The organism is Halomonas sp. MS1, assembly GCF_024182575.1.
Taxonomy (GTDB): domain Bacteria; phylum Pseudomonadota; class Gammaproteobacteria; order Pseudomonadales; family Halomonadaceae; genus Vreelandella.
In genome coordinates this window covers 863290-884529 of the sequence record NZ_CP098926.1, presented here as the reverse complement: position 1 = coordinate 884529, position 21240 = coordinate 863290, and the positions used below count along the sequence as shown (strand labels likewise).

Genomic DNA, 21240 nt, shown 5'->3' with positions numbered 1-21240 from the left:
GTCATGACAACGATGACCACGACCACAATGACACCAGAGGCGCCTGCGCTAGCACTCTGGGTAAGGGCGTTTTTCCAGCGCTGTTGGCGTATCGGCATCCTGTTTCTGCTGCTGGCTGCCAGTCTTGGCATGTCCCAACTAGCGGTTGCCCAGGCTGACACAGACCGCGAGATGGTGACCGCTGCTCCAGGTATCAGTGCAGATCAGTGGCGTCAGGTGCGCAGTGGTGAAACAGGGCCTAACTACCGCGACTCGCGCTTTGACAGTAACTACAGTCTGATCAATTCGAGTGGCGAAACTTGGCGCGAGATCCGTAACCGTTGGGTGTCGCCGTTTGGTTTGATTGCGATTGGCGGGATGATCGTGGTGATTGCGCTGTTTTACTTTATGGTTGGGCGCAAACATCTCGATGAGCCGCGCACAGGGCGTAAGCTTTTGCGCTGGTCGTTGCTAATGCGTTCGCTGCACTGGACTGTTGCCACCCTGTTTATCACCTTGGCATTAACAGGGTTGAACCTGCTGTTTGGTAAGTTTGTGTTCCGCACGCTGTTTGGCGACGCCGTCTGGGCATGGATGATTTCAGCTTCCAAAGTGCTGCATAACTATCTTGGCCCGATATTCGGTGTGCTACTCGTTGTACTGTTAATCAGCTTGCTGAAAGACAATATTCCTAAGAAGCATGACTGGGTATGGTTTAAAAAGGCAGGTGGGTTAACAGGCAAGCATCATCCTGACGCGGGTTTTGCCAACGGTGGCGAAAAAGCGTGGTACTGGCTATTAGCCACTGCTGGCTTGGTGGTGATCGCGAGTGGTTTTGTGCTCGACTTCCCCAACTATGGCCAAGGCCGCGATACCATGCAGTGGGCCAACATTATCCATGCGGTGGGTGCGCTTGGGTTGACGGCTGTCGCGCTAGGCCATATCTATATTGGTACTGTCGGTACGGAAGGCTCACTGGAAGGTATGACCACTGGCTATGTCGATGAAACCTGGGCCAAAGAGCACCACAATTTGTGGTACGAGGAGGTCAAAGATACAGCCATGAGCGAAGAGGAAATCGCGGCACAAAAAACGAGCAGCAGTAGTGGCGATGTTTCCGCTACCAAACCTAGCTAGCCGGTTCGCTTAATTGCCACTCGACACCGCCTTCGGGCGGTGTCTTTTGTTATGCTGCTCTAAAGTTACTTGATAAGAGGATCGCCAATGTCAGCGTTTAATGAATTTGACCAAACGACGCGTACAGAGCTAGAAGCCGCCGCGTTTCGGCGTTTGTTGCAACATTTAGACGACAATAAGGATGTGCAGAACATCGATCTGATGATTCTGGCGGATTTTTGCCGCAACTGTTTATCGAAATGGTTGGTGTCTGCCGCTGAATCGCGCAATGAAACTCTCAGCTACGAAGAAGCCCGAGAGTATGTATATGGCATGCCCTATAGTGAATGGAAGGAGCTCTATCAGCCGCCTGCGACTGCCGAGCAGAAGGCTGCCTGGGAAGCGCACCATGCTAAAAAGAAAGCAGCCAAATAGGGATGACGTTGATGAGTGAGCCAATGGTACCTCTTAAAGTCGCCGTGCTGACGGTTTCTGATACACGCACGGATGAGACTGACCGCTCCGGCCAAGCGCTGGTGCAGCGTTTAACCGAAGCTGGGCACACCCTGGCAGAGAAACGCATCGTGCCGGATGACGTCTACCAAATTCGTGCGGTAGTCGCCCAGTGGATTGCCGACACAAATGTACAGGTGGTGATTACCACGGGCGGTACAGGTTTTACCGGGCGAGACTCGACACCTGAAGCTATTTCGGTGCTGCTGGATAAGCGCATCGAAGGCTTTGGCGAGCGCTTTCGCCAACTAAGCGGCGATGAGATTGGTAGCTCGACCATTCAGAGCCGTTGCCTTGGCGGCTTAGCCAACGCTACGGTTGTCTTCTGCCTGCCGGGTTCAACCGGCGCCTGCCGTACTGGCTGGGACGGCATTTTGGCCGAGCAGTTGGATAGCCGTCATAAGCCTTGTAATTTCGCCAACCTGGTTATCCCAGGCCGGGGGCAGCATGGCTGAGCTACAGCCGATAAGTGCCGCGCTTGAAGCGCTGTTGGCAGATGTCACGCCGCTCGGTGCAGAGTGTATACCGCTTGAGGCCGCTGCTGGGCGCGTGCTGGCCGAAGCCATTACCGCGCAGTTAGACGTACCGCCGTTTGATAATAGCTCAATGGATGGCTATGCCCTGCGTGCCAGTGATGCGGGTAAGTGGTTGCCGATCAGCCAGCGTATTGCGGCAGGCAGCCCGGCAGTGCCGCTGGCGGAAGGCAGTTGCGCACGGATTTTTACCGGCGGTGAAATCCCCCCAGGGGCCGACTGTGTGGTGATGCAGGAGCTAGTGACTCAGGAGGGTGACCAGGCATTGATGCCGGATGCGCTGCCGGTAGGTGATAACGTGCGCCGCCAGGGTCGTGATGTGCGCCGCGGTGAGTTACTGCTGCCCGCTGGTGAATGCTTGGAAGCTGCCGCGCTAGGGCATTTGGCCGGTCAAGGGGTTACCCACGTTAGCGTGCGCTGCCGCCCTCGGATAGCGCTACTGTCGACTGGCGATGAGATCATTGATCCAGGCACGCCGTTAAAACCAGGTCAGCTGTATAACTCCAATCGGCCGATGCTGAAGAGACTGTTAGAGACGTTTGGCGCGGAGGTGGTCCAACTAGTGAGTGTGCCGGACGATTTCGACCAGACTGTTGCGTTGCTCACAAACGCAGCGGCGGACGCCGATGTGGTGGTCAGTACGGGTGGTGTCAGCGTGGGTGAGGAAGACCATGTCAAAGCCGCGCTGGAATCGCTAGGTCACTTGGATATGTGGAAGCTGGCGATTCGCCCAGGAAAGCCGCTGGCGCTGGGCCGTTTGCCACGCCAAGACGGCAGTGAGGCGCGCTTTGTAGGACTGCCGGGTAACCCTGTTTCTGGGTTTGTGGGCGCGTGGTTATTTTTACGACCGTTGATGGGCGCGCTACTGGGGTGTTCGGCGTTGAATGCCTTACCTACGCTGACGGCCTCCGCTAACTTCGCTACTCAGACCGGCCCGCGCCAACACTATATGCGTGTTGCGCTACGTTTTAGCGAAGCGGGCATCATTGCCGATGCGTTTGAAGACCAAAACTCTGGCGTGCTGTCATCCTGTATTAGTGTAGATGCGTTAGCGGTGATTGATCCGCACCAGCAGGTAGAAAAAGGCACGTTGGTTCGCTGTTTATGGTTGCAGCGTTAGCGCTGCGCCATCAAATAACAAACGTACCGTTTGGTTGGCCATCGTTAAGCCTCGTAGGGCGGGGCTAACGTGGCGTGCGGCAATTAAAGAAGGTAATGGAAACAGCTCCGTTATCGGTGTGTGCGCTAAGGCGACGTCGCCAGTAACGCCTAACTGCCAAGCGCCGTTGGTATCCTCAAGGGTCAGCCAGTGGGTGGGGGCTACGCTCATCAATGGCGCGTTAAGCAACAGGCACTCGGCATTCGCGCAACGCGGTAGGTGGGCCGATTTCGCTAACCCCGCGACGTGGCGTGCTTCGATAGCGGCGAGCGTATGGCCAGCACTAAACAGCACTAAAGCAACGTGGGACGCTGCGTCTAAGGAGTGATTCGGCGCGCCAATTGCCATGGGCTTACCCTAGGCCTTGTTGATAGGCGTTGAATAAAGCATCTGGATCCAGCAAAGCAATGGCCGCACTGCCTTCGACAGAATCGCCGTTAGTCTCTTCTTCGCCGCCCTCTGCTGGCGTTACATCAGGTTGCCAGAGGGCACTCACATAAGGCATTAGTTGGCTGGCTAGGGTGTCCGGTGCCGGTTTCAGTGCGCTGATCGGGATGTCGCAAACATCCTCTAAATAATCGATACGAACGGCGCTGCGAATGCCCGCGGCGGTCACGACTAACAGCATGCCCGTTTGTTCTGTCGGGGGGAGACCGAGAAGTGCCTGTAGGGTCACCACCGATTCAATGTTACCGCGCAAGTGAATCACACCTTCCGTAGAAGCAGGCAAGCCAGGCACGAAATAAACCGGTTGATCACCATTCAAAATTTCATTGACCGCACTGCCGGGCAAAGCGAACCGTTGCTCCGCTAGGCGAAATAACACCAGCTGCTGGCAAGGTTCGTCCACGTCAATAATCGTGTCATCGTTACTCTGACGTGCTAGTGCCTCTTCGAGCGAAAGAGACTGGTTGTCATGCTGTTGATGGGTGTTGGTCATTGTTTTTTCACACCGGGTTGCTTCGGTTGCGCTTTTCCTTTTGCGTCGTTCTCGTTATTAATGACTACTTGATTACGCCCCTGCCGTTTCGCTAGGTAAAGTGCTTGGTCCGCGCTTAGGCGTAACGCTTCAGTGGAAGGTTGGCTGGGAAAACTGCTAATGCCTGCACTGAAGGTACAGCGAAAGCGCTCTCCGCCAGCATGAAAATCTACCTGTTCGAAATCGTGGCGCAGTTCGTCAATAAGTTCGGCTGCGCGCTTTGCGGTGACCCCTTTTAGCAATACGACAAACTCTTCACCGCCATAACGCCCGATGATATCGGATATGCGCAAGCGGGTTTTTAGCAGCCTCGCCAGCGTGATAATGACCTGGTCACCCGCTAGGTGGCCGTAGGTATCATTGACTGTTTTAAAATGGTCAATGTCGAGCATGGCCATCGCATGTTGGCTACCTTCACGATATGCCTGAGCAAGTGTTTTACCGATAAGATCCGTCGTGGTGCTGTGGTTATAAAGCCCCGTCATGCTGTCCTGGGTCATCAGCGAGCGCAGTAGATGCAGGCGTTCGGCACGAAGCCGTACCGCAGACACGAGCTCGTCAGGGGTAACCGGCTTGGTAATAAAGGCTTCTACGCCTGCCGTCATGGCCAGTAGCTGCTTTTGGCTGTCTGTTTCGCTAGATAGATAAATAATGGGCAGGCCAATATGCGCGGATTGCTGGCGGATAATCGTCGCTAGCTCTTCACCAGAACATACCGGCATATACATATCAATTAACAGTAAGTCAGGGCTAAAGCGGTCTAAAGCGCTTAGCGCGTCAGCAGGGTGATGCACCTGCTGAACAATCATGCCGGCTTCTTCAAGCATCAATGAGTGGTAGCTGGCAGCGTCGGGTTCATCATCGACGACCAACACGCGCAACGGTTCTTCATCCAAGGGGCTAGTGAGCTCGTCGATAGCTAACATTAAATCCAGTGGCTTAATGGGCTTGGTAAAGTACCCATTACAGCCAGCTCGAACAGCACTCAGTCGTGAATAAAAGTCACCATAGGACGACAGTACGATGGAGGGCAGCCGCTCTCCGATTAATTTATTCAGGCTGGTCAGCGTTTCAGTACCCGCGGTGTTACCTTGCGGAAACTGTACATCCATAATGACCGCGTCGGGGCGGCGGGTAATGACCGCATTAAAAAATGACTCTGTGTCTTCAAAATGGACCACTTCATGCCCAAAACAGCGAAGATGATGTAGCAACTGGTCGACTTGGTCGGGCTCATCGTCACATAGATAAATAAGCCGCTGACGCTTACTGCGTGTCTGTGGCGCTACTGATGAGAATTCGACGCTGTTGAGTGATGCCAGTACGGTTTGCTGGCCATGCAGTGACTGTAAGTACTCAATTTCTTCACTGAGCTGCTGGAAAAGCTCTGAAATCAGGCTGTTTATGTCATTAATAGCCTGGTCATCAAAAGCATGGCTGGCAGAAGCCGGCGTCGCCTTGAGTAGTTCTTCACCTTGATCTGCCAACATGGCAATTCGTTCAAAGCCCAATGAGCGGCCGGTACCTTTTAAGCTATGGAAAAAGCGGTGAAGCTCCGGGGCTAGGCGTGACTCTGCCTCCGTTGAAAGTCGGCTTTGTTGCCACTTTGTTACGGTTTTCTGTAAACGTGCTGGTAGCTGTTCAATAAAGCGTTGGCGCAGCTGGTTCAGCTTTTGTTGCAATGTCGGAGCAGATGGTGACATCAGACTACCTGTTCATGTGGGCGAACGGTGCGCTGTAATGCAAATGGCAAACGTTCAACCGTTGAGCGCTTGAGTCACGGCATTGCCTAACGTGGATTCTAGCTCCGCATCTTTTTGCAGGCAGGCGTTTAAACCAGGCGTCTGCATAAGGGTTGAACTAGGTGAGTCGCCTGTGAGCAAAATAAAAGGCAAGGTAACGTCTTGTTCACGCAGCATTTCCAAGAACTCTATCCCATTGATGAGCGGCATATGCATGTCGCTAACAATAAGCGCGATACTGTCCAAGCTATCCAACAGCTGTGTGGCCTCCATGGCATCATTGGCCATGACCGTTGTATAGCCCTGGAACTCTAGCAGCGTTGCTGTCATTTCACAGGCCAACGGGTCGTCATCTACGATCAATATTTGCATGATTAACCTCCGTCATGGCGTGTGCTTAGCCGAGTAGCGCTTTTAGCGTATCCACCAAATTGTTCTGATCAAAGCTGCCTTTGACAATATACGCGTCGGCGCCTACTTCAATGCCGCGCCGACGGTCTGCTTCTTTTTCTCGTGATGTGATAATGATAATCGGCTTATAACGATAAATCTCATTTTCTCGCAGACTCGCAGTGAGCGCAAAGCCATCCATGACAGGCATTTCAACGTCGGTGAGCACTGCATCAAACGAGTCAGCCAGGGCCTTGTTCAGACCATCACGGCCATTTTCTGCCAGGGTGACCTGATATCCCCAGGCTTCTAAGACATCTTTTTCAATTTCTCGGGTGTTCAGAGAGTCATCGACGACGAGTATACGATGTGTCTGGGGCGGTTGATCCGTTTTAGCTAGCGCTTTCGGGGCATAGCGGCGCGAGTGTTCCAGCAGCGTCGGCACGTGTAATAGGCTAACCAACGTATTGCGCCCTAGCGTGACCATGCCAGAAACCAGTGGTAAATGGCGCAAATGCGTGGGCAACGGCTTAATTACCATATCGCGTTCATCCACCAAGGCATCAATAATTAGCGCCAGTTTTTGATGACGTTGATGTACGACAAGTAACAGTAAGTTGTCAGCATCAGTGGGCGTATAGGGTAGGTCTAATAATTCCGCAAGTGAAACGACCGGCACGAACTCGTTGCGCAGGATCAGTGTTTTTTGCCCGGCAGCATCAATAAAGTCCGTTGATGCATGCTCTACAAGCTCTGACACATAAGGTGCTGTTACACCTAGCGTGACAGCGCCCACGTTGATCAGGAGAACGCGCATCATGGCTAGCGATAAAGGCAGGCGCAGGGTAAAACAGGTGCCTTTGCCTGGATGGCTGGTTAGACGTAAATCACCGTTGAGCTCGTCAATGACCGTTCGCTTGACGACATCCATCCCCACGCCACGACCTGAAAAGTCGGTAATCAGGGGTTTGGTTGAGAAGCCGGGTAAGAAAATAAGCTCTAAGGTTTCCTGCTCGGTTAGGGTAAGCAGCAGCTCTTCACTGAGTAGTTGCTTGGAGAGTGCCTTTTGCCGTACCGCATCTAGGGAAATACCCGCGCCGTCATCACGCATTTCAATCACTACCCAGCTGCCGTCTTGCCAGGCCTCTAGCGATAACTGCCCCCGTGTAGGCTTGCCTGTTGCCTGCCGTTCAGCGGGTGTTTCCAGGCCATGGTCTAACGCATTCCGCAGTAGATGAATTAGTGGGTCCGAGAGGCGATCTATCATCTGCCGGTCCAGCTCAATCTCACTGCCGTGAACACGGCAATTGACTTGTTTGCCTAGCGAATGGGCAAGGTCTCTGGCCATTTGCGATAAGGGGTCAAACACCACGCTCAGCGGTAGCATGCGCATTTGCAGAGCTCGGTCATGGAGATCGCTCATTAGACCGTCGTGGGAAAGCACGCTGTCCTTCAGCTCGCGGCTAAAAGCGTTAAAGGGGGCCTGCTGATCTTTGGGCAACGAGGCGCCAAGGCTGCGTGCCTGCTCTACGAGTGAGTGCAGATGGTGGTGCCCTGATAACACTTCCCCCATCAGGCGAATAACGTCATCTAGGCGGTCAAGACGCACGCGTACCGTGTCTGTTAAGCGTAGCTCTTGAGCCGGAAGAGCAGGGCTTTTCATTGCCGATGGTGCAGTGTTGAGGGCTGCGTTCTCGGCTTTATCGTCCTCGGATACACTTGTTTTAGGGGAGGGAGCAGGGGGCGACTTCCCCGCCGCGGCGTTTTCCAGGGCTTGGCAAAGCTGATTGTCGGCTTCCGCTAGCTCTGCTGGAGAAACACCTTGGGCAAGTTGGCTAACTAGATCAGACAGCGCGTCCGTGGCTTGATTAAGCAGGCACGTGACATCAGGTGAAGCGGTTTGTGTCCCATCGCGTAGTGCGCTTAGCAGCTCCTCTGTACTGTGAGCGATCGCCGTAATGGGCGTCAGCTTCAGCATACGCGAAGAGCCTTTCAGAGTATGGGCCGCACGAAACAGCTCATTGATACGTTCTTGATGGGTATCGCCTTGTTCTAGCGCTTCAATACCCTCCCTTAAACGAGGCAAGTGGTCTGACGCTTCTTCAATAAAGCGCTGAATAAAGCGTTTAATATCCAGTGCCATTAACCCACTCCCTGTGTCGTTGCTTGTGCATCAAGGTAGCGAGTTGCCAAAAAGTAGGCATCCCCCGGAGGAATAGGCGGCGCAATGACGCTCAATCCACCATCCGCCTGTTTTGACGCATCCAGTAGGCGAATAACCGCTGCATAGCCACGCTTTCGTTGTCCGGGAGCATCACTAAGCTCGCCTAGCCGGAAAAGCTCAGCTTGAAAAAAGTGAGCTGGCCAGCACTCAGGAGCAACGTAAATGGCTCGCTTAAAGTAGTCGTAAGCGTCAGCAAAGTTCTGCTGCCAGCGAGCCACTAAACCTGCCAGCAGTAACGCATCGACACTCCAAGGCTGTTGCACGAGAAGGTCAGAAAGTAGCGCGGCTGCTTCTGAAAATGCGTTCTGGTTCAGTAAATGATGAGCTTGCTGCAAAGCCGCGTTAAACGATGCCATCGGCTGCTTGTGCTCAGGTTCTTTCTCGGGTTCTTTCTCAGGTTCTTTCTTAGGTGGTTGAGGAGGCGTCTCTGACAACACCGGTGGGGCTGGCAGCAGATCGTCGCGATAGGGTGGCTCATCATTGGCAGGTAAGGCGTGGGGCAGGGTGCTCTCTTGGAAAAAGAACACTCCTTGAGCCTGATGCAGTTCCAAAATGCCCAGGTCGTTGCCTAATGTTTCCGTGACACCACACATCAAAACGCCATGAGGTTCCAGTAGCTGCTTCAGGTGGCGCTGTATATCGCGCCGGGTCGATTCATCAAAATAGATCGATACGTTGCGAAATAAAATGACGTCGAAGGGGCCAAGCTTGTCAGCGTTTGGCTGCAAGACATTAAATGAACAAAAGGTGACCCAGTGGCGAAGCGCATCATCTATTTTGAAGCGTCGGCCCGCTGGGTGAAAATAGCGATGTTTTAGCGCAGGGTTCAGTGCCCGAAACGACATGCCGCTGTAAATGCCTTTTTGGGCTTTACTAAGAACCTGCTGATCAACGTCTCCCCCTGTAATATGGAAGAGTTGCTTGGCGCGCTCTCCGTAGCGCTCAAATAGCGCAATAGCAACACTGTAAGGCTCTTCACCCGAAGAACATCCGGCGCTGAAAATAGCCAATGGCTTACCTTTTTCAGCCAGCCGCCGCGGGAGGTAGGTGTCGGCTAACCAGTGCAGAGCTTCAGGCTCCCGGTAGAAGTAGGTTTCGTTCACCGTTAATTGACTAACGAAGCGATCAAACATCGCTTCGTTTTGCTCTAGTTGCACAATGAGCATCGAGGTGTCGTTAATGTCGGTGTCTGCCTGAAGTGCCTCCACTGCTTTAACGAGACGAGCTTCAGCGAGGCCCTCTAAGTGCAAACCGCAGCGACGATGCACCAGATCCTTGAATGGCGTCAGCGAACTCATAGCGATTTCGTCCAGGTAGACAACCGTTGCCCACTGGTCTCGCGAATGAGCCTGGCAGGGAGCTCATCAAGGGAAACAACATGCTGGATAACACCGGCACTAACCGCTTCTTGGTTCATGCCATAAATAACCGAGCTGGCTTCGTTTTGGGCAAAGGTACAGCCTCCCGATAAATGAATAGCGCGCATGCCGCTAACGCCATCACGCCCCATGCCCGTTAAAATCACTCCAATAGCCTCTGGGCCATAAACATTAGCGACGCTCGTTAACAGTGCATCGCAACTGGGGTGATAAAGCGAATTATCTGGGCTCTGCTGTAGTTGAAGGCGGTGGGATGGCGTGACACGCAAGTTGCGTTCCGATGGCGATAGATAAATAACGCCTGGCTTTAGCGATTCACCATGCCGAGCAACGCAAACCGGCATTGAACAGAGCGATGTCAGCCAGTGCGCCATGCCTTCAATAAAGCCATGGCTGATATGCTGGGCAATCACCACCGGTGCAGGAAAGTTGGTCGGCAGCTTGCTAAGTAAATGGGCGAGTGCCTGCGGCCCTCCGGTTGAGCAAGCAATGGCGATAATACGCTGGAATGCTTTCGGCCTATTAGGCCGATCAACAGGCGGCGTGTTTACCGGTGCAACGGGCATGGCAGAGGTTGATCGGCGCCGTAGGCGAGTAATAACGGCCACTCCCGAAAGAAGCCGGACACGCGCGAGTAGTCGTTGTGCGTCTTCATCATCAAGAGTCGGCTTCTGCATCACTTCTAGCGCGCCAACATCGAGCGCTCGGTAGGCCGTTTCGGCATCAGAGCGGTCGCTTACCACCAGGATAGGAACCCCTTTGGTATGCATAATTTCTTCAATGGCGCTGAGACCGTCCATGACCGGCATATTCAGATCCATTGTGATCAACTGCGGCGATAAACGGTGGGCAAGTTCCACTGCTTCACGCCCGTTGCTGGCTTCACCAACCACCTCAATGTCGCCATCGCGGGTGAGGATGTCGCGCAGTACGTCACGTGCCAGTTGGCTGTCGTCCGCCATCACTACCCGAATTACACTCATCGCAGCGTCCTCACGAAGGGCGTTGGTGGTTTGCATCCTGTTGAGCCAAGGTAAATTCCTGCACCAGCGCATTTAATTCTGCCGACATGTTGATCATATCTTGGCTGATCTCGGTAATGCTGCGTACTGACTGTGCATTACGTGAGCTGGCTGTATCAATATCGCGCAAAGCAATAACCACCTGATTGCTAGCAGTTTTCTGCTGTTGGGTTGACAGGGATATTTGCTGCGCTGCGCTACTGGTTTGGCTCGCCGCTTTGAGTAGTGCATCCAGGTCTTGAGCGGTATTAATACTGACCTCAACGCCTTTCTCTATTGAAGACGCTCCCTTTTCAGAGGCGACAACTAAACGATTTATGGCATTTTGAATTTCTTCGGTGTGGCCTTCTATCTCTTGGGTTGAGTCAGTAACACTATCTGCCAAGCGACGTATTTCGTTTGCAACAACGGAGAAACGGCGACCTGACTCGCCCGCACTTGATGCCTCTAGGGCGGCATTAAAGGCAATCAGTTTAGTTTGCGCAGCAAGGGTGTTGATCAGCTCCATGACCTTGCTGATTTGTTTAGACTTAGCGCCCAGTGCCATGATTTCTGTCAAGCTCTGTTCGCTGTCGCTGCGAATATCCTGCATTTTTGACTGCAGCAGTTGCATCGCTGTGCTGCCCTTACGGCTGCGTTCAAGCGTTTGATTGGCTACTTCTACCACAGATTGCGAATGATCAGCGATTTGTGTAGATGAGGTTGAAAGCTCCTCCATGGTCGAGGTTATCTCAGCCACTGACGAGGCCATTTCTTCTACAGCGGCGGCCATCGTCTGGTTCGCTTCATGACTAATGTCCCCGCCTTGAATACCCGACAGTCCCGCCGTTTGCGCTAAGCGATCGGCCACTTGAGTGAGTGCCAGTGCGTTGTTGGAAACCGCCATAATGGTTCGAGATAAGCGTGCTAGCAGCTCGTTAGTCTGATTCGCTAAATCGCCAATTTCAGCCTGATCATCGGTGTCTACGCGGCGGGATAAATCGAGGCTGTTGGTAATCTCTTTAAGCTGGCGTTGCAGGCGAGTTAAGGGGCGGATCAAGCTGCCGGTAAGTGGGTATAAAATAACCAACCCACCTAAGAGGATCACAAGCCCGAAGCCCGTCGATGCAAAAAATCGTTCTCTGATGGAGCTTAAATACTCCTCTTTAGAAACTTCAACCATCAAGTAGCGCTGCAGCTCGGGTAACCAGCGGGTGGAGACTAAAAAGGTGTGGTTATCACGTTGGATTTCGTGCACACGAAGTTCTTTTTCATCTTGCAGTAAGCTGGCTGATTCCTGGCTTTGAAGCGCTGCCAGTGACGTCTCGTCACTGCGAATAAGTAACTCACCTTCCGCATTGAGTAACGCGGCGCGGCCGGTTTCGCCAAGTCGAAAGTCTTCAATTAGCTGCGCCAATCGAGAAAGATCCAGCCCCGCACCAGCAACAATAACAGGGCGGCCATTGAGTGCCTGTTCACGACTACGGAAATTTAAAAAGACAAACGCTTCTTCTGGTGAAAAAGTATCACTGTCTAGGTTTAGATTATAAGCAGTATCGCTATCGGTAAACTGATAGTACCAGTCATCATCGCCGCCGGGCGCTTGTAGCTCCCGCTCTAGAAACTCTCCACCGCGGTACTGGAAGTAGTAGCCGCGCCCTTGATATTGAGCCGCGATAAACAACAATTCGGTGTCGAGCTGTTCCATCAAACGTGACAAATAGCGCATGACGTCCGGCTGGTCGGTGTCTGGCATTCCGTTGCGCACCCACTGCTCAATGAAATAGCTGTCAGCGAGGCTTTCTGACAACGCTAGCGCTGGGCTCAACCTAAGCGTTAGCCGGGTGGCAAGGCCCTCTACCTGACTAGGCAGCTCTTCGTTTAGCAAGTTTTCCAAGCGCGCCTGGCTATGTGAACGGGCCTGCAGGTAGAGCGCTAGCAGCATAGCCAGTGCCAATACCGTTCCAAATGAGATAAACAGTCGTAACCGTAATGGCAAGGATTTCCAACGCGCTGTCATTATCGCTTCTGCTCCGAGTTAACTGGTGACGCTAGTAAGTAGGAAGTGCTAACACTGATTGCTTAGCGTTAAATAACGTTACAAGAAGCCTATCATATGACGATTTCAGCGGCTTTTATGAAGGCTGTCCAGTTTTCTCATTAACGCTACGTCACGCGACAGGCAAATACGGTGGCAAAGGTGCTGGACTATGCGATGGAATCAAGCGTGATGAGTGGCCGCTAAAGTAACATCATTGTGACATGGACTGTGCAGCTTGATCCGTGCGACTTAGCACTTGTGACTTAGTACTTGTGGATTAGATCTTGTGACTTAGCCTCTCCTTCCGTAGTGACCAACTACCGTAGCAACTTGTAAAAAGAGCACTTGGGTAGTAAAAAACCGTCTTATTTTCTTTTTATTGCTACTAAAGAATAATAGTTGAATCGTTTCATCTCCTTAGAATGCCCGTTAATATTGGTAATTTTACCTACATTCACTGCGTCGCCTGCCGATAAGCGACTACTCCCAAGGACCTTCCCATGCATGCCCTAACGCTGGCATCGTTTCTCTTTTTTACCGGCCTGGTGGCCTTTGTTACGTGGCGCATTACGCGTAGAGATGATCACCGAAGTACGAGTGGTTATTTCTTAGCCGGAAGGACACTAACCTTTCCACTAATAGCCGCCTCACTGCTGATGACCAATCTCTCAACTGAGCAGATGGTTGGGCTAAACGGTTCCGCGTTTACCGATGGTCTGAGTGTTATGGCCTGGGAAGTGATTGCGGTGATCGCTTTGGTAGCACTGGCGCTGTTTTTCCTACCGCGCTTTCTTAAAAGTGGAATTGCAACGCTCCCCCAGCTGTTAGCAATACGTTTTGATAACGGTACTCAACTGATTGCCAATGTAATTTTCTTGATTGCTTACGCCGTTGTGCTGTTGCCTATCATTCTCTATTCAGGGGCTATTGGTTTACAGGGCATGCTTGATCTTCAAGGGCTTACCGGCATTCAGTCGAGTACGGCGCTGCTGTGGGCCACTGTCTGGACGGTTGGCATCATCGGCGCGGTCTATGCGCTGTTTGGTGGCCTGCGTACGGTGGCGGTCTCAGATACCTTGAATGGCGTCGGTCTATTGATCGGTGGCTTTGTCATCGTTTATTTCGGCCTTCAGGCAGTGAGCAATGGCAGTGGCATCATGGAAGGCTGGAGCATTCTGAAAGAGAGCGATCCGAGTAAATTTAACTCGGTAGGTGGTCCTGACCAACAGGTACCGTTCTCGACTATTTTTACCGGCGTCCTGTTGCTACACCTGTTTTACTGGACGACGAACCAGCAAATTATTCAGCGCACCTTTGCGGCAAAAAACCTCGCAGAAGGCCAAAAAGGCGTGTTGCTGACCGGCTTCTTTAAACTGTTAGGCCCGCTCTATCTGGTGCTGCCGGGGATCATTGCTTACCACCTTTACGCCGACCAAGGCGTTCGCGCGGATGAAGCGTATGGCCACTTGGTGTTTAACGTGTTGCCGCCGTACCTAACAGGTTTCTTTGCTGCGGTAATGGTCGGGGCGATTCTCTCCTCGTTTAACTCGGCGCTAAACAGTACCACCACGATTTTCAGCCTGGGTATCTATAAAGGTGTGCTGAAAAAAGATGCCACTGAAGAAGAGGTCGTGAAATCAGGCAAGGTATTTGGCTGGATTATGGCCGTAACGACCATGATTATTGCGCCGCTGCTGGCAGGCCAGGAAAGTCTATTTGGCTACCTGCAGAAGATGAACGCGATTTACTTTATCCCTATTTTGGCGGTTGTTCTGGTGGGGCTTCTGACCAAACGCGTGCCTCCCATGGCGGCTAAAGTAGCGTTGGTAGGGGGCTGTTTGCTGATCGCAGCAGGCTACTTTGTTCCGCCGTTTAACAAGCTGCCGATGGTGATGCATGAGTTCCACTTTGTCGCCGCTGTGTTCGTGCTGTTGGTTGCCGTGATGCTGATCATTGGTAAGCTGCGTCCCCGCGCTACCGCCTGGGTGCAAGAAGATTCGGGCGATGTCGATCTCACGCCTTGGAAGGGCGCTGTGCCAACCGGCATTGTGCTTGTGGTATTAGTGGTGATTATGTACGCCTCGTTTGCTGGCTGACCACCGCTAACACAACGCAGATATTGTCACTGACGCCCCGCCTATGCGGGGCGTCAGTGTTTGTAAGGCGGTTGTAGAGCTAAGTCGCTCGGTAGGTATCTCCAAAGCGCTTACGCAGCTCGTTTTTTTGTACCTTACCCATCGTATTGCGCGGCAGTTCATCGACAAAGAAGACCCGCTTGGGCTGCTTATACTTAGCGAGCCGTCCATCTAAATGGGTGATTACTTGCTCCTCTTCAAGCTGGTTTTCTCCAAGATCGGCACCTTGCTGGCGAACGACCACTGCGGTAACGCCTTCGCCAAAGTCAGGATGCGGTAGACCGATGACTGCGGATTCTGCGACTTGCTCAAGCTCATCGATCACCTGCTCCACCTCTTTGGGGTAGACGTTGTAGCCGCCGGAAATCACCAGATCCTTGTCACGGCCCACAATATGCACATAGCCCTGCTCGTCGACCATGGCGAGATCGCCGGTAATGAAAAAGCCATCGTCTAATAGCTCTTCACGGGTTTTTTCGGGCATTCGCCAGTAGCCGATAAACACATTCGGGCCGCGAATCTGCAGCATGCCAATCTCGCCCAAAGGCACCTCATCGCCGGTTTCGCGATTGGTAATACGCATCTCCACACCGGGTAGCCGCATGCCCACGGTGCCTGCTCGGCGGGCGCCTTCATAGGGGTTGGAGAGATTCATATTGGTTTCGGTCATGCCGTAGCGTTCAAGAATCGCATGGCCTGTTTTGGCTTCAAATGCCTCGTGGGTCTCGGCGGTGAGTGGCGCAGAGCCGGAAACGAACAGCCGCATATGGGCAGTCGCTTCTGGGGTTAGTCGTTCGTCCTGAACTAGCCGGGTATAGAAGGTGGGAACGCCCATCATCACACTGCCATGGGGCAGCTCATCAAAAATCACATCCGCATCGAACTTGGGCAGGAATAGCATGCTGGCGCCCGCTATCAAGGTGACGTTGCAAGCGACGAATAAGCCGTGGGTGTGGAAGATTGGCAGCGCATGGATCAGCCGATCATCAGCGCTGAAGTGCCATGCTTTGGCCAGGGTCTCGGCGTTAGAGGCGAGATTTTGGTGCGTTAGCATGGCGCCTTTGGAGCGTCCGGTGGTGCCTGACGTGTAGAGAATCGCAGCCAAGTCACGCTGACCAATCGTCACTATGTCTTGCCTTGGCGTTGCCGCTTGGGCGGCTTCCATCAAGCTGCCATCGGCAGCGCTGCCTAGGGTTGCCACCGCAGGGCAGCCGGTTTCATTAGCTAGTGATCGCGCTTGCTCTTCTAGTGTCGGTCGACAAACAAATAGCGCTGGCTCGGCGTCATTTAAAAAGTAGCGAATTTCATCGCCGGTATAGCCCGTATTGAGGGGTAAATAGACGCCGCCGATGCGCAGGCAGGCCAAGTAAAGCAGTATTGCCTCAGGACTTTTATCTACCTGTACCGCGACGCGGTCACCTTGCTTAACGCCTAACTCGGTGAGTGCACCCGCAAGCTGCGCACTGATGGTTAGCGCATCGGCGTAGCGATAGCGGCGGCCGTCGCCGGTGGTAATAAAATCGGCCTCTGCGCGTTCGCGCATTTTGGCAGCAAAGGTTTCAAATAGGTTGTAGCTCATTTGGTGGTCTCTCCCTTGGCCAGCTTGCGGGCGCGTTTGGCGAGATCACGCACCTCATTTGAGCAAGCAACGGTCGCCTTGGCGGTATAGTTTTCGTGATTGCGCTCGATATCGTTCAGCACATACAGATAGTTAACCATCAGTCCTGCGGCTTGTTTAAAGCCCTTCTCGGAGGTATCGCCCAACCAGTTAATGCGGTGCAGTTCGGCGCCATTGCCGAGGTGAAAGCGGGCCACCGGATTGAGTGGCAAGCCGTGGCGGTTTTTCTCTTCGGCCAGATAACGGGCGGCCAGTGGGCGAATCGCGGCTTTCAGCTGCTCTTCAAGCGCTTGGTCCTGATGCCATCCTGGGGTTTCAAGCCCTTTGAGTGATTGACGCAGCGACGAGGGAAGTTGCTCATCGTCCCGCTGCTCCTGAAGCCACTGAGCGAAGCCAGGTACCGGCGAGAGGGTGACGAAGTATTTAAGCTGCGGCAGCTCCTGGGAGAGCTCTTGCACCACCTGTTTGATCAAAAAGTTACCGAAGGAGATCCCGCGCAGCCCGTTCTGACAGTTGCTAATGCCAAAGAACGCCGCCGTGTCAGCATCCTCGGGGTCATCGATACCTTTTTTGCTATAGCTGCTTTCGCCAGAGAGAATGGGCTGAATACGGCTTGGCAGGCCCTTGTGGAGGGCCACTTCTACAAAGATTAGCGGCTCATCGCCAATGGCGGGGTGGAAAAAGGCGAAACAGCGACGGTCACGGGCATCCAGCCGACGGCGCAGGTCGTCCCAATCCTGAATCTCGTGTACCGCTTCGTAGCGGATGATCTTCTCTAGAATCGAGGCGGGGGTGTTCCAGTCAATGCGCTTGAGCATCAAAAAGCCACGGTTAAACCAGGAGCCGAACAGGTGTGCGAAATCGTTGTCGATAGCCGCTAATTCCGGCTGTTCGCGTAGCAACCCCAGCAGGTCTTCACGCATTTTAACCAGCTCATAGGTGCCGTCGCTGGCGAGATTTAGGCGCCGGAAAAGCTCTTGGCGACGGGGCTCACAGGCTTCAAACAAGCGCTGTAGCGATTGATTGTCGCGAGCTGCTTGATACGCCAGATAGGCCGCGTCAATGGGGCCGGGCTCGGCCGCAAAGTCAGTCGTTAGGCGGGCAAAGAAGCTGCTTTTTTCAGCTGCCGAAAGGCGCTGATAAATCGCCAAGGCGCGGCTTGCCAGCGCGATGCTGGAAGCTTCGCCATCGCTTTCCAACAATTTCTGACAGGCATGAATCAACTGCCCATGGTCGGGTGTTAAGGTTTCGGGATGGCGGCGCCGCAACAGCGCATCACGCTGGGTGATGTTGTTGAACAGCTCCTGCAAAAACAGCATGTTCATGGTCGAACTCCTTAACCCATGATCAAGTTAGGTAGCCAAAGCGCGATGCCCGGGAAGAGGCACAGCAGCAAGATACCCAGCACCATACATAGCGCGTAGGGCAAGCTTCCCATCAGAATGTCGCGCAGCGAAATATCCGGCGCGATACCTTTAATAATGAACAGGTTGAGACCCACTGGCGGTGTGATCAGGCCGATCTCCAGGTTGATGGTCAAAATCACCGCAAACCAGTAGGGGTCGAAATTAGCCGCCAGGATGATGGGTAACAGAATCGGCGCGGTCATGACGATCACGGCCACAGGCGGTAGGAAGAAACCGGCCACTAGCAGGAAGAGGTTAATCACCCCCATCAGCGCCCAGCGATTGATCTCCAGGTCAGCAATCGCAGCGGCGACGGTTTGGGTGATAAACATAGAGGAGAGCGCGTAGGCGAACACTTCGGCGGTGGCGATCACCAGCATAATCATCACGCTTTCGCGCAATGAGTCGCGCATAATCAGCTTGATTGGGCCCAGCTGCCACATGCGGTAGATCAGAATAGCCAGCGCCAAACACAGAAATGCACCCACGCCCGCCGCCTCTGAAGGTGTTGCCACACCGCCATACAGGGCAAATAGGATGCCCGCGACCACGCCCAGGAAAGGCAGAACACGCACGAGCGCTTTCAGGTTGCTATCAACATTCTGCTTAACGTTCTGCTTTAGCCGTTCGACGGACTCCGCCATGGGATTGTTCATGGAATTGTTATAGCCACCGGCCAGCTTGCAGGCGATCATCGTCCAGATCATAAACAAGCCCGCGAGCATAAAGCCTGGCACCACCCCGGCAATAAATAGTCGACCAATCGAGGTTTCGGTGGAGATACCGTAGATGATCATGGTGACCGACGGCGGAATCAGGATGCCCAGGGTGCCGCCTGCGGCAATACAGCCCGCCGCGACGCCATCCGGGTAGCCACGCATGCGCATTTCGGGAATACCCATTTTACCAATCGCCGCGCAGGTGGCCGGTGATGATCCCGAGAGCGCAGCAAAGATTGAGCAGGCGCCGATATTGGAAACCGCCAAGCCGCCGGGCAGCTTGCCCATCCATAGATCCAGCGAGCGGTACAGATCGCGCCCGGTGGGGGAGGAGGCTACCGCGGCGCCCATCAGAATAAACATTGGAATGGCGACAAAACCAAACTCGGCGATGCGGTCAAAAAAGGTTTCACCGAAGTAGGTGAGCTCGGCAAGGCCGCGGTCGTAGAGCAGTGCTAGCAGCGATACACCGCCGAGGGCGAAAGCGATAGGGGTGCCAATGGCCATTAGCCCAATCAGTGCGATGGCGACAATAATGCCTAAGGTAATGGGATCCATGCTTAACTCTCCCCACGCAGAATTTCAGCCACATACTGCAACGACAGCAGGGTGGCGCCGATGGCCATGGGCAACAGGGCGGGCCACAGCGGTGGATTCCAGACGGAGCCCGTCGTCCACCCGCCGTGGAGTGCCTCAAAAACATACACCCAGCTGGCATACGCCAGGGCGGCACAGAAACCTAATCCAAACAGGGAAGCGATCAAACGCATGATGGTGCGGGTAATACCGCCCAGCGCATCGGGCACAATCGTGATCGCGACGTGGCCGCCGGTCATCAGTACATAAGGGCTGCCCATCAGCATCGCCGCCGTTACTGAGAAAATGGTGAATTCGGTCTGCCAACTGGTGCTCATTCCGAGTAAGTAGCGAATAAATACCATCTGGCAAATCACTAATACGCCAGCGATAAACATGGCGCAGGCTAAATAGGCGGAAAGCCGCGAGAGCTTATCCATGACGCGAATGTAGCCGCCAATGATGCCCCCGCGAGCAAGGGCATTGTGAGTCGTTGCAGGTGCCATATTTCCCTCGTCAAGCTGGTTATTTCGCCAAGCTAAGCAAGCATCCGTTGAAAACGGCCACCCCGAAGGGCAGCCGAGCCATTAGGCGTTCGTGGGTTGCTTATTCGACGGCCAGCGCTGCATCGATAATGGCTTGGCCATTGGGCACATTGTCGGAAAAGTTCTTGTAGGAGGTTTCCTTGGCGATATTGAGCCAGGCGTTGTAGTCCTCTTCACTCATACTGACCACCTCGACGCCATTCTCCTCGTAAAGGTCGACCATCTCCTGATCAATGGCGGCGGCCTCTTCAGCGAAGAAGGCCTCTGCGGCTTCTCCGGCTTCCATCAGCGCCGCTTGCTGCTCTTCATTAAGCCCTTGCCATACCTGCTCGGAAATAAGAATCGGCTCGTACATGTACCAGAGCGCGAAGTCACCCGGTTCGGTCAAGCATTCAACCTGTTCATAAAGCCGGAAAGAGATAAACGACATCGACGAGGTGTTGGCGGCATCCAACACACCGGTTTGCATGGCGGTATACACCTCAGAAGAGGGCATGGAGGCAATGGAGGCACCAGCGGCCTCTAGCATTTGTTCAAACGCAGGTCCGGCAGCACGGAAATTTTGGCCCTCGACGGTATCCGGGGAGGTAACGCACTGTTCGCTAGAGGCAAAACCGCCCGATAGCCACGCATCCGAGAGTACTCGAGCGCCGCCCTCTAGAATCACCGCTTTGATCATCTCCATATATTCGGAGTCATTCAAACGCTGAGCGTGTGCTTGGTTGCGCACTAAGCCAGGCATCAGCGTGGCAGAGAACTCCGGGTGCCGTCCGCTGGCATAATCCAGCGGCAGCGAGGTGATATCGAGGCGACCACGAGCGATAGCGCCCCACTGTTCACGCGCTTTAAACAGCGATTGACCCGGGTAGACCTCTATCGTCAGGCCAACATCTGCCTCGGCGACATGGCGGGCCATCATTTGCACCATTTCGTCGCGAACATCCCCTTGCCCTCCAGGGAATTGGTGCGACGCGCGTAGCACGGTATCGGCAGAGGCATGGGAAGAAGCCGCAATGGCGAGACCAAGGGCGGCAGCAGTTGAGATCAAATAGCGTTGCATGTGGCGTCTCCAACAGTTGTTGTTGTGTGTTTGGATTGGCTATATATATCTATCAGTTGACCTGATATATATATCAATAGGCGCTACGTATGCTAATGTCAACTATATGACAGCATTAAAATGGC

General features: G+C 53.6%; 18 protein-coding genes. 5 read left to right on the top strand and 13 right to left on the bottom strand.

What is annotated here, in order from left to right; genetic code table 11:
• Positions 1-3: 3 nt before the first annotated feature.
• From NF683_RS04085 to NF683_RS04070, 4 genes are all read left to right on the top strand, one after another.
• Positions 4-1116, top strand: coding sequence for a formate dehydrogenase subunit gamma (locus NF683_RS04085; protein WP_253921327.1), 1113 nt, complete (start codon positions 4-6; stop codon positions 1114-1116).
• 87 nt (positions 1117-1203) lie between these two features.
• The gene (locus NF683_RS04080; protein ID WP_193060065.1) at positions 1204-1530 is read left to right on the top strand and encodes a DUF1244 domain-containing protein; all 327 of its coding nucleotides are present in this window, start codon (positions 1204-1206) and stop codon (positions 1528-1530) included.
• 11 nt (positions 1531-1541) lie between these two features.
• Positions 1542-2063: a molybdenum cofactor biosynthesis protein B gene (moaB, locus tag NF683_RS04075; RefSeq protein ID WP_089040662.1), complete on the top strand. Its 522-nt coding sequence runs from the start codon at positions 1542-1544 to the stop codon at positions 2061-2063.
• Positions 2056-3261 carry a molybdopterin molybdotransferase MoeA gene (locus NF683_RS04070; RefSeq protein WP_253921326.1) on the top strand — a complete coding sequence of 402 codons (1206 nt, stop codon included), beginning with the start codon at positions 2056-2058 and terminating at the stop codon, positions 3259-3261. Before moaB ends, NF683_RS04070 begins: the two co-directional genes overlap by 8 nt.
• Here NF683_RS04070 and NF683_RS04065 read toward each other — a convergent pair.
• Genes NF683_RS04065 through NF683_RS04030 form a run of 8 tightly spaced genes read right to left on the bottom strand, consistent with a single transcriptional unit; the run spans position 3244 to position 13035 of the window.
• On the bottom strand, positions 3244-3648 hold the full coding sequence (locus NF683_RS04065) for a hypothetical protein (protein ID WP_089040664.1): 405 nt from the start codon (positions 3646-3648) through the stop codon (positions 3244-3246). The two genes, NF683_RS04070 and NF683_RS04065, sit on opposite strands and share 18 nt — an antisense overlap.
• A gap of 4 nt (positions 3649-3652) precedes the next feature.
• On the bottom strand, positions 3653-4240 hold the full coding sequence (locus tag NF683_RS04060) for a chemotaxis protein CheW (RefSeq protein ID WP_253921325.1): 588 nt from the start codon (positions 4238-4240) through the stop codon (positions 3653-3655).
• On the bottom strand, positions 4237-5982 hold the full coding sequence (locus tag NF683_RS04055; RefSeq protein WP_253921324.1) for a diguanylate cyclase: 1746 nt from the start codon (positions 5980-5982) through the stop codon (positions 4237-4239). The genes NF683_RS04060 and NF683_RS04055 overlap by 4 nt, the downstream gene beginning before the upstream one ends.
• A gap of 54 nt (positions 5983-6036) precedes the next feature.
• Positions 6037-6393, bottom strand: coding sequence for a response regulator (locus NF683_RS04050; RefSeq protein ID WP_089040667.1), 357 nt, complete (start codon positions 6391-6393; stop codon positions 6037-6039).
• A gap of 25 nt (positions 6394-6418) precedes the next feature.
• Entirely contained in the window at positions 6419-8554 is a 2136-nt protein-coding gene (locus NF683_RS04045; protein WP_253921323.1) for a hybrid sensor histidine kinase/response regulator, read from the bottom strand.
• Positions 8554-9933, bottom strand: a complete 1380-nt coding sequence (locus NF683_RS04040) for a CheR family methyltransferase (RefSeq protein WP_253921322.1) — start codon at positions 9931-9933, stop codon at positions 8554-8556. The genes NF683_RS04045 and NF683_RS04040 overlap by 1 nt, the downstream gene beginning before the upstream one ends.
• Positions 9930-10997 carry a chemotaxis-specific protein-glutamate methyltransferase CheB gene (gene cheB / locus NF683_RS04035; RefSeq protein ID WP_253921321.1) on the bottom strand — a complete coding sequence of 356 codons (1068 nt, stop codon included), beginning with the start codon at positions 10995-10997 and terminating at the stop codon, positions 9930-9932. Before cheB ends, NF683_RS04040 begins: the two co-directional genes overlap by 4 nt.
• Before the next feature lie 10 nt (positions 10998-11007).
• Complete coding sequence (locus NF683_RS04030; RefSeq protein WP_253921320.1) at positions 11008-13035, bottom strand: methyl-accepting chemotaxis protein; 2028 nt, start codon at positions 13033-13035, stop codon at positions 11008-11010.
• Positions 13036-13556: 521 nt separating this feature from the next.
• Here NF683_RS04030 and NF683_RS04025 point away from each other — a divergent pair.
• Positions 13557-15152 (top strand): solute:sodium symporter family transporter, encoded by a 1596-nt coding sequence (locus tag NF683_RS04025; RefSeq protein WP_253921319.1) that lies wholly within the window; start codon positions 13557-13559, stop codon positions 15150-15152.
• A 79-nt stretch (positions 15153-15231) separates the two neighbouring features.
• Here the strand turns inward: NF683_RS04025 and NF683_RS04020 are convergent, their stop codons facing one another.
• From NF683_RS04020 to dctP, 5 genes are all read right to left on the bottom strand, one after another.
• Entirely contained in the window at positions 15232-16770 is a 1539-nt protein-coding gene (locus tag NF683_RS04020; protein ID WP_253921318.1) for a malonate--CoA ligase, read from the bottom strand.
• On the bottom strand, positions 16767-18134 hold the full coding sequence (locus tag NF683_RS04015; protein WP_253921317.1) for a malonyl-CoA decarboxylase: 1368 nt from the start codon (positions 18132-18134) through the stop codon (positions 16767-16769). Before NF683_RS04015 ends, NF683_RS04020 begins: the two co-directional genes overlap by 4 nt.
• Before the next feature lie 11 nt (positions 18135-18145).
• Positions 18146-19492 (bottom strand): TRAP transporter large permease, encoded by a 1347-nt coding sequence (locus tag NF683_RS04010; RefSeq protein WP_253921316.1) that lies wholly within the window; start codon positions 19490-19492, stop codon positions 18146-18148.
• 2 nt (positions 19493-19494) lie between these two features.
• Positions 19495-20016, bottom strand: coding sequence for a TRAP transporter small permease subunit (locus tag NF683_RS04005; RefSeq protein WP_089040675.1), 522 nt, complete (start codon positions 20014-20016; stop codon positions 19495-19497).
• 100 nt (positions 20017-20116) lie between these two features.
• Positions 20117-21115 (bottom strand): TRAP transporter substrate-binding protein DctP, encoded by a 999-nt coding sequence (gene dctP / locus NF683_RS04000; RefSeq protein WP_253921315.1) that lies wholly within the window; start codon positions 21113-21115, stop codon positions 20117-20119.
• Between the last annotated feature and the right edge of the window lie 125 nt (positions 21116-21240).

What these genes read in the sequence shown, in the direction of transcription:
- dctP (WP_253921315.1), bottom strand. Translation starts at nt 21,115, where the DNA reads ATGCAACGCTATTTGATCTCAACTGCTGCCGCCCTTGGTCTCGCCATT.
- NF683_RS04065 (WP_089040664.1), bottom strand. Translation starts at nt 3,648, where the DNA reads ATGGCAATTGGCGCGCCGAATCACTCCTTAGACGCAGCGTCCCACGTT.
- NF683_RS04025 (WP_253921319.1), top strand. Translation starts at nt 13,557, where the DNA reads ATGCATGCCCTAACGCTGGCATCGTTTCTCTTTTTTACCGGCCTGGTG.
- NF683_RS04070 (WP_253921326.1), top strand. Translation starts at nt 2,056, where the DNA reads ATGGCTGAGCTACAGCCGATAAGTGCCGCGCTTGAAGCGCTGTTGGCA.
- NF683_RS04010 (WP_253921316.1), bottom strand. Translation starts at nt 19,492, where the DNA reads ATGGATCCCATTACCTTAGGCATTATTGTCGCCATCGCACTGATTGGG.
- moaB (WP_089040662.1), top strand. Translation starts at nt 1,542, where the DNA reads ATGAGTGAGCCAATGGTACCTCTTAAAGTCGCCGTGCTGACGGTTTCT.
- NF683_RS04020 (WP_253921318.1), bottom strand. Translation starts at nt 16,770, where the DNA reads ATGAGCTACAACCTATTTGAAACCTTTGCTGCCAAAATGCGCGAACGC.
- NF683_RS04030 (WP_253921320.1), bottom strand. Translation starts at nt 13,035, where the DNA reads ATGACAGCGCGTTGGAAATCCTTGCCATTACGGTTACGACTGTTTATC.
- NF683_RS04055 (WP_253921324.1), bottom strand. Translation starts at nt 5,982, where the DNA reads ATGTCACCATCTGCTCCGACATTGCAACAAAAGCTGAACCAGCTGCGC.
- NF683_RS04080 (WP_193060065.1), top strand. Translation starts at nt 1,204, where the DNA reads ATGTCAGCGTTTAATGAATTTGACCAAACGACGCGTACAGAGCTAGAA.
- NF683_RS04040 (WP_253921322.1), bottom strand. Translation starts at nt 9,933, where the DNA reads ATGAGTTCGCTGACGCCATTCAAGGATCTGGTGCATCGTCGCTGCGGT.
- NF683_RS04060 (WP_253921325.1), bottom strand. Translation starts at nt 4,240, where the DNA reads ATGACCAACACCCATCAACAGCATGACAACCAGTCTCTTTCGCTCGAA.
- NF683_RS04005 (WP_089040675.1), bottom strand. Translation starts at nt 20,016, where the DNA reads ATGGCACCTGCAACGACTCACAATGCCCTTGCTCGCGGGGGCATCATT.
- cheB (WP_253921321.1), bottom strand. Translation starts at nt 10,997, where the DNA reads ATGAGTGTAATTCGGGTAGTGATGGCGGACGACAGCCAACTGGCACGT.
- NF683_RS04050 (WP_089040667.1), bottom strand. Translation starts at nt 6,393, where the DNA reads ATGCAAATATTGATCGTAGATGACGACCCGTTGGCCTGTGAAATGACA.
- NF683_RS04085 (WP_253921327.1), top strand. Translation starts at nt 4, where the DNA reads ATGACAACGATGACCACGACCACAATGACACCAGAGGCGCCTGCGCTA.
- NF683_RS04045 (WP_253921323.1), bottom strand. Translation starts at nt 8,554, where the DNA reads ATGGCACTGGATATTAAACGCTTTATTCAGCGCTTTATTGAAGAAGCG.
- NF683_RS04015 (WP_253921317.1), bottom strand. Translation starts at nt 18,134, where the DNA reads ATGAACATGCTGTTTTTGCAGGAGCTGTTCAACAACATCACCCAGCGT.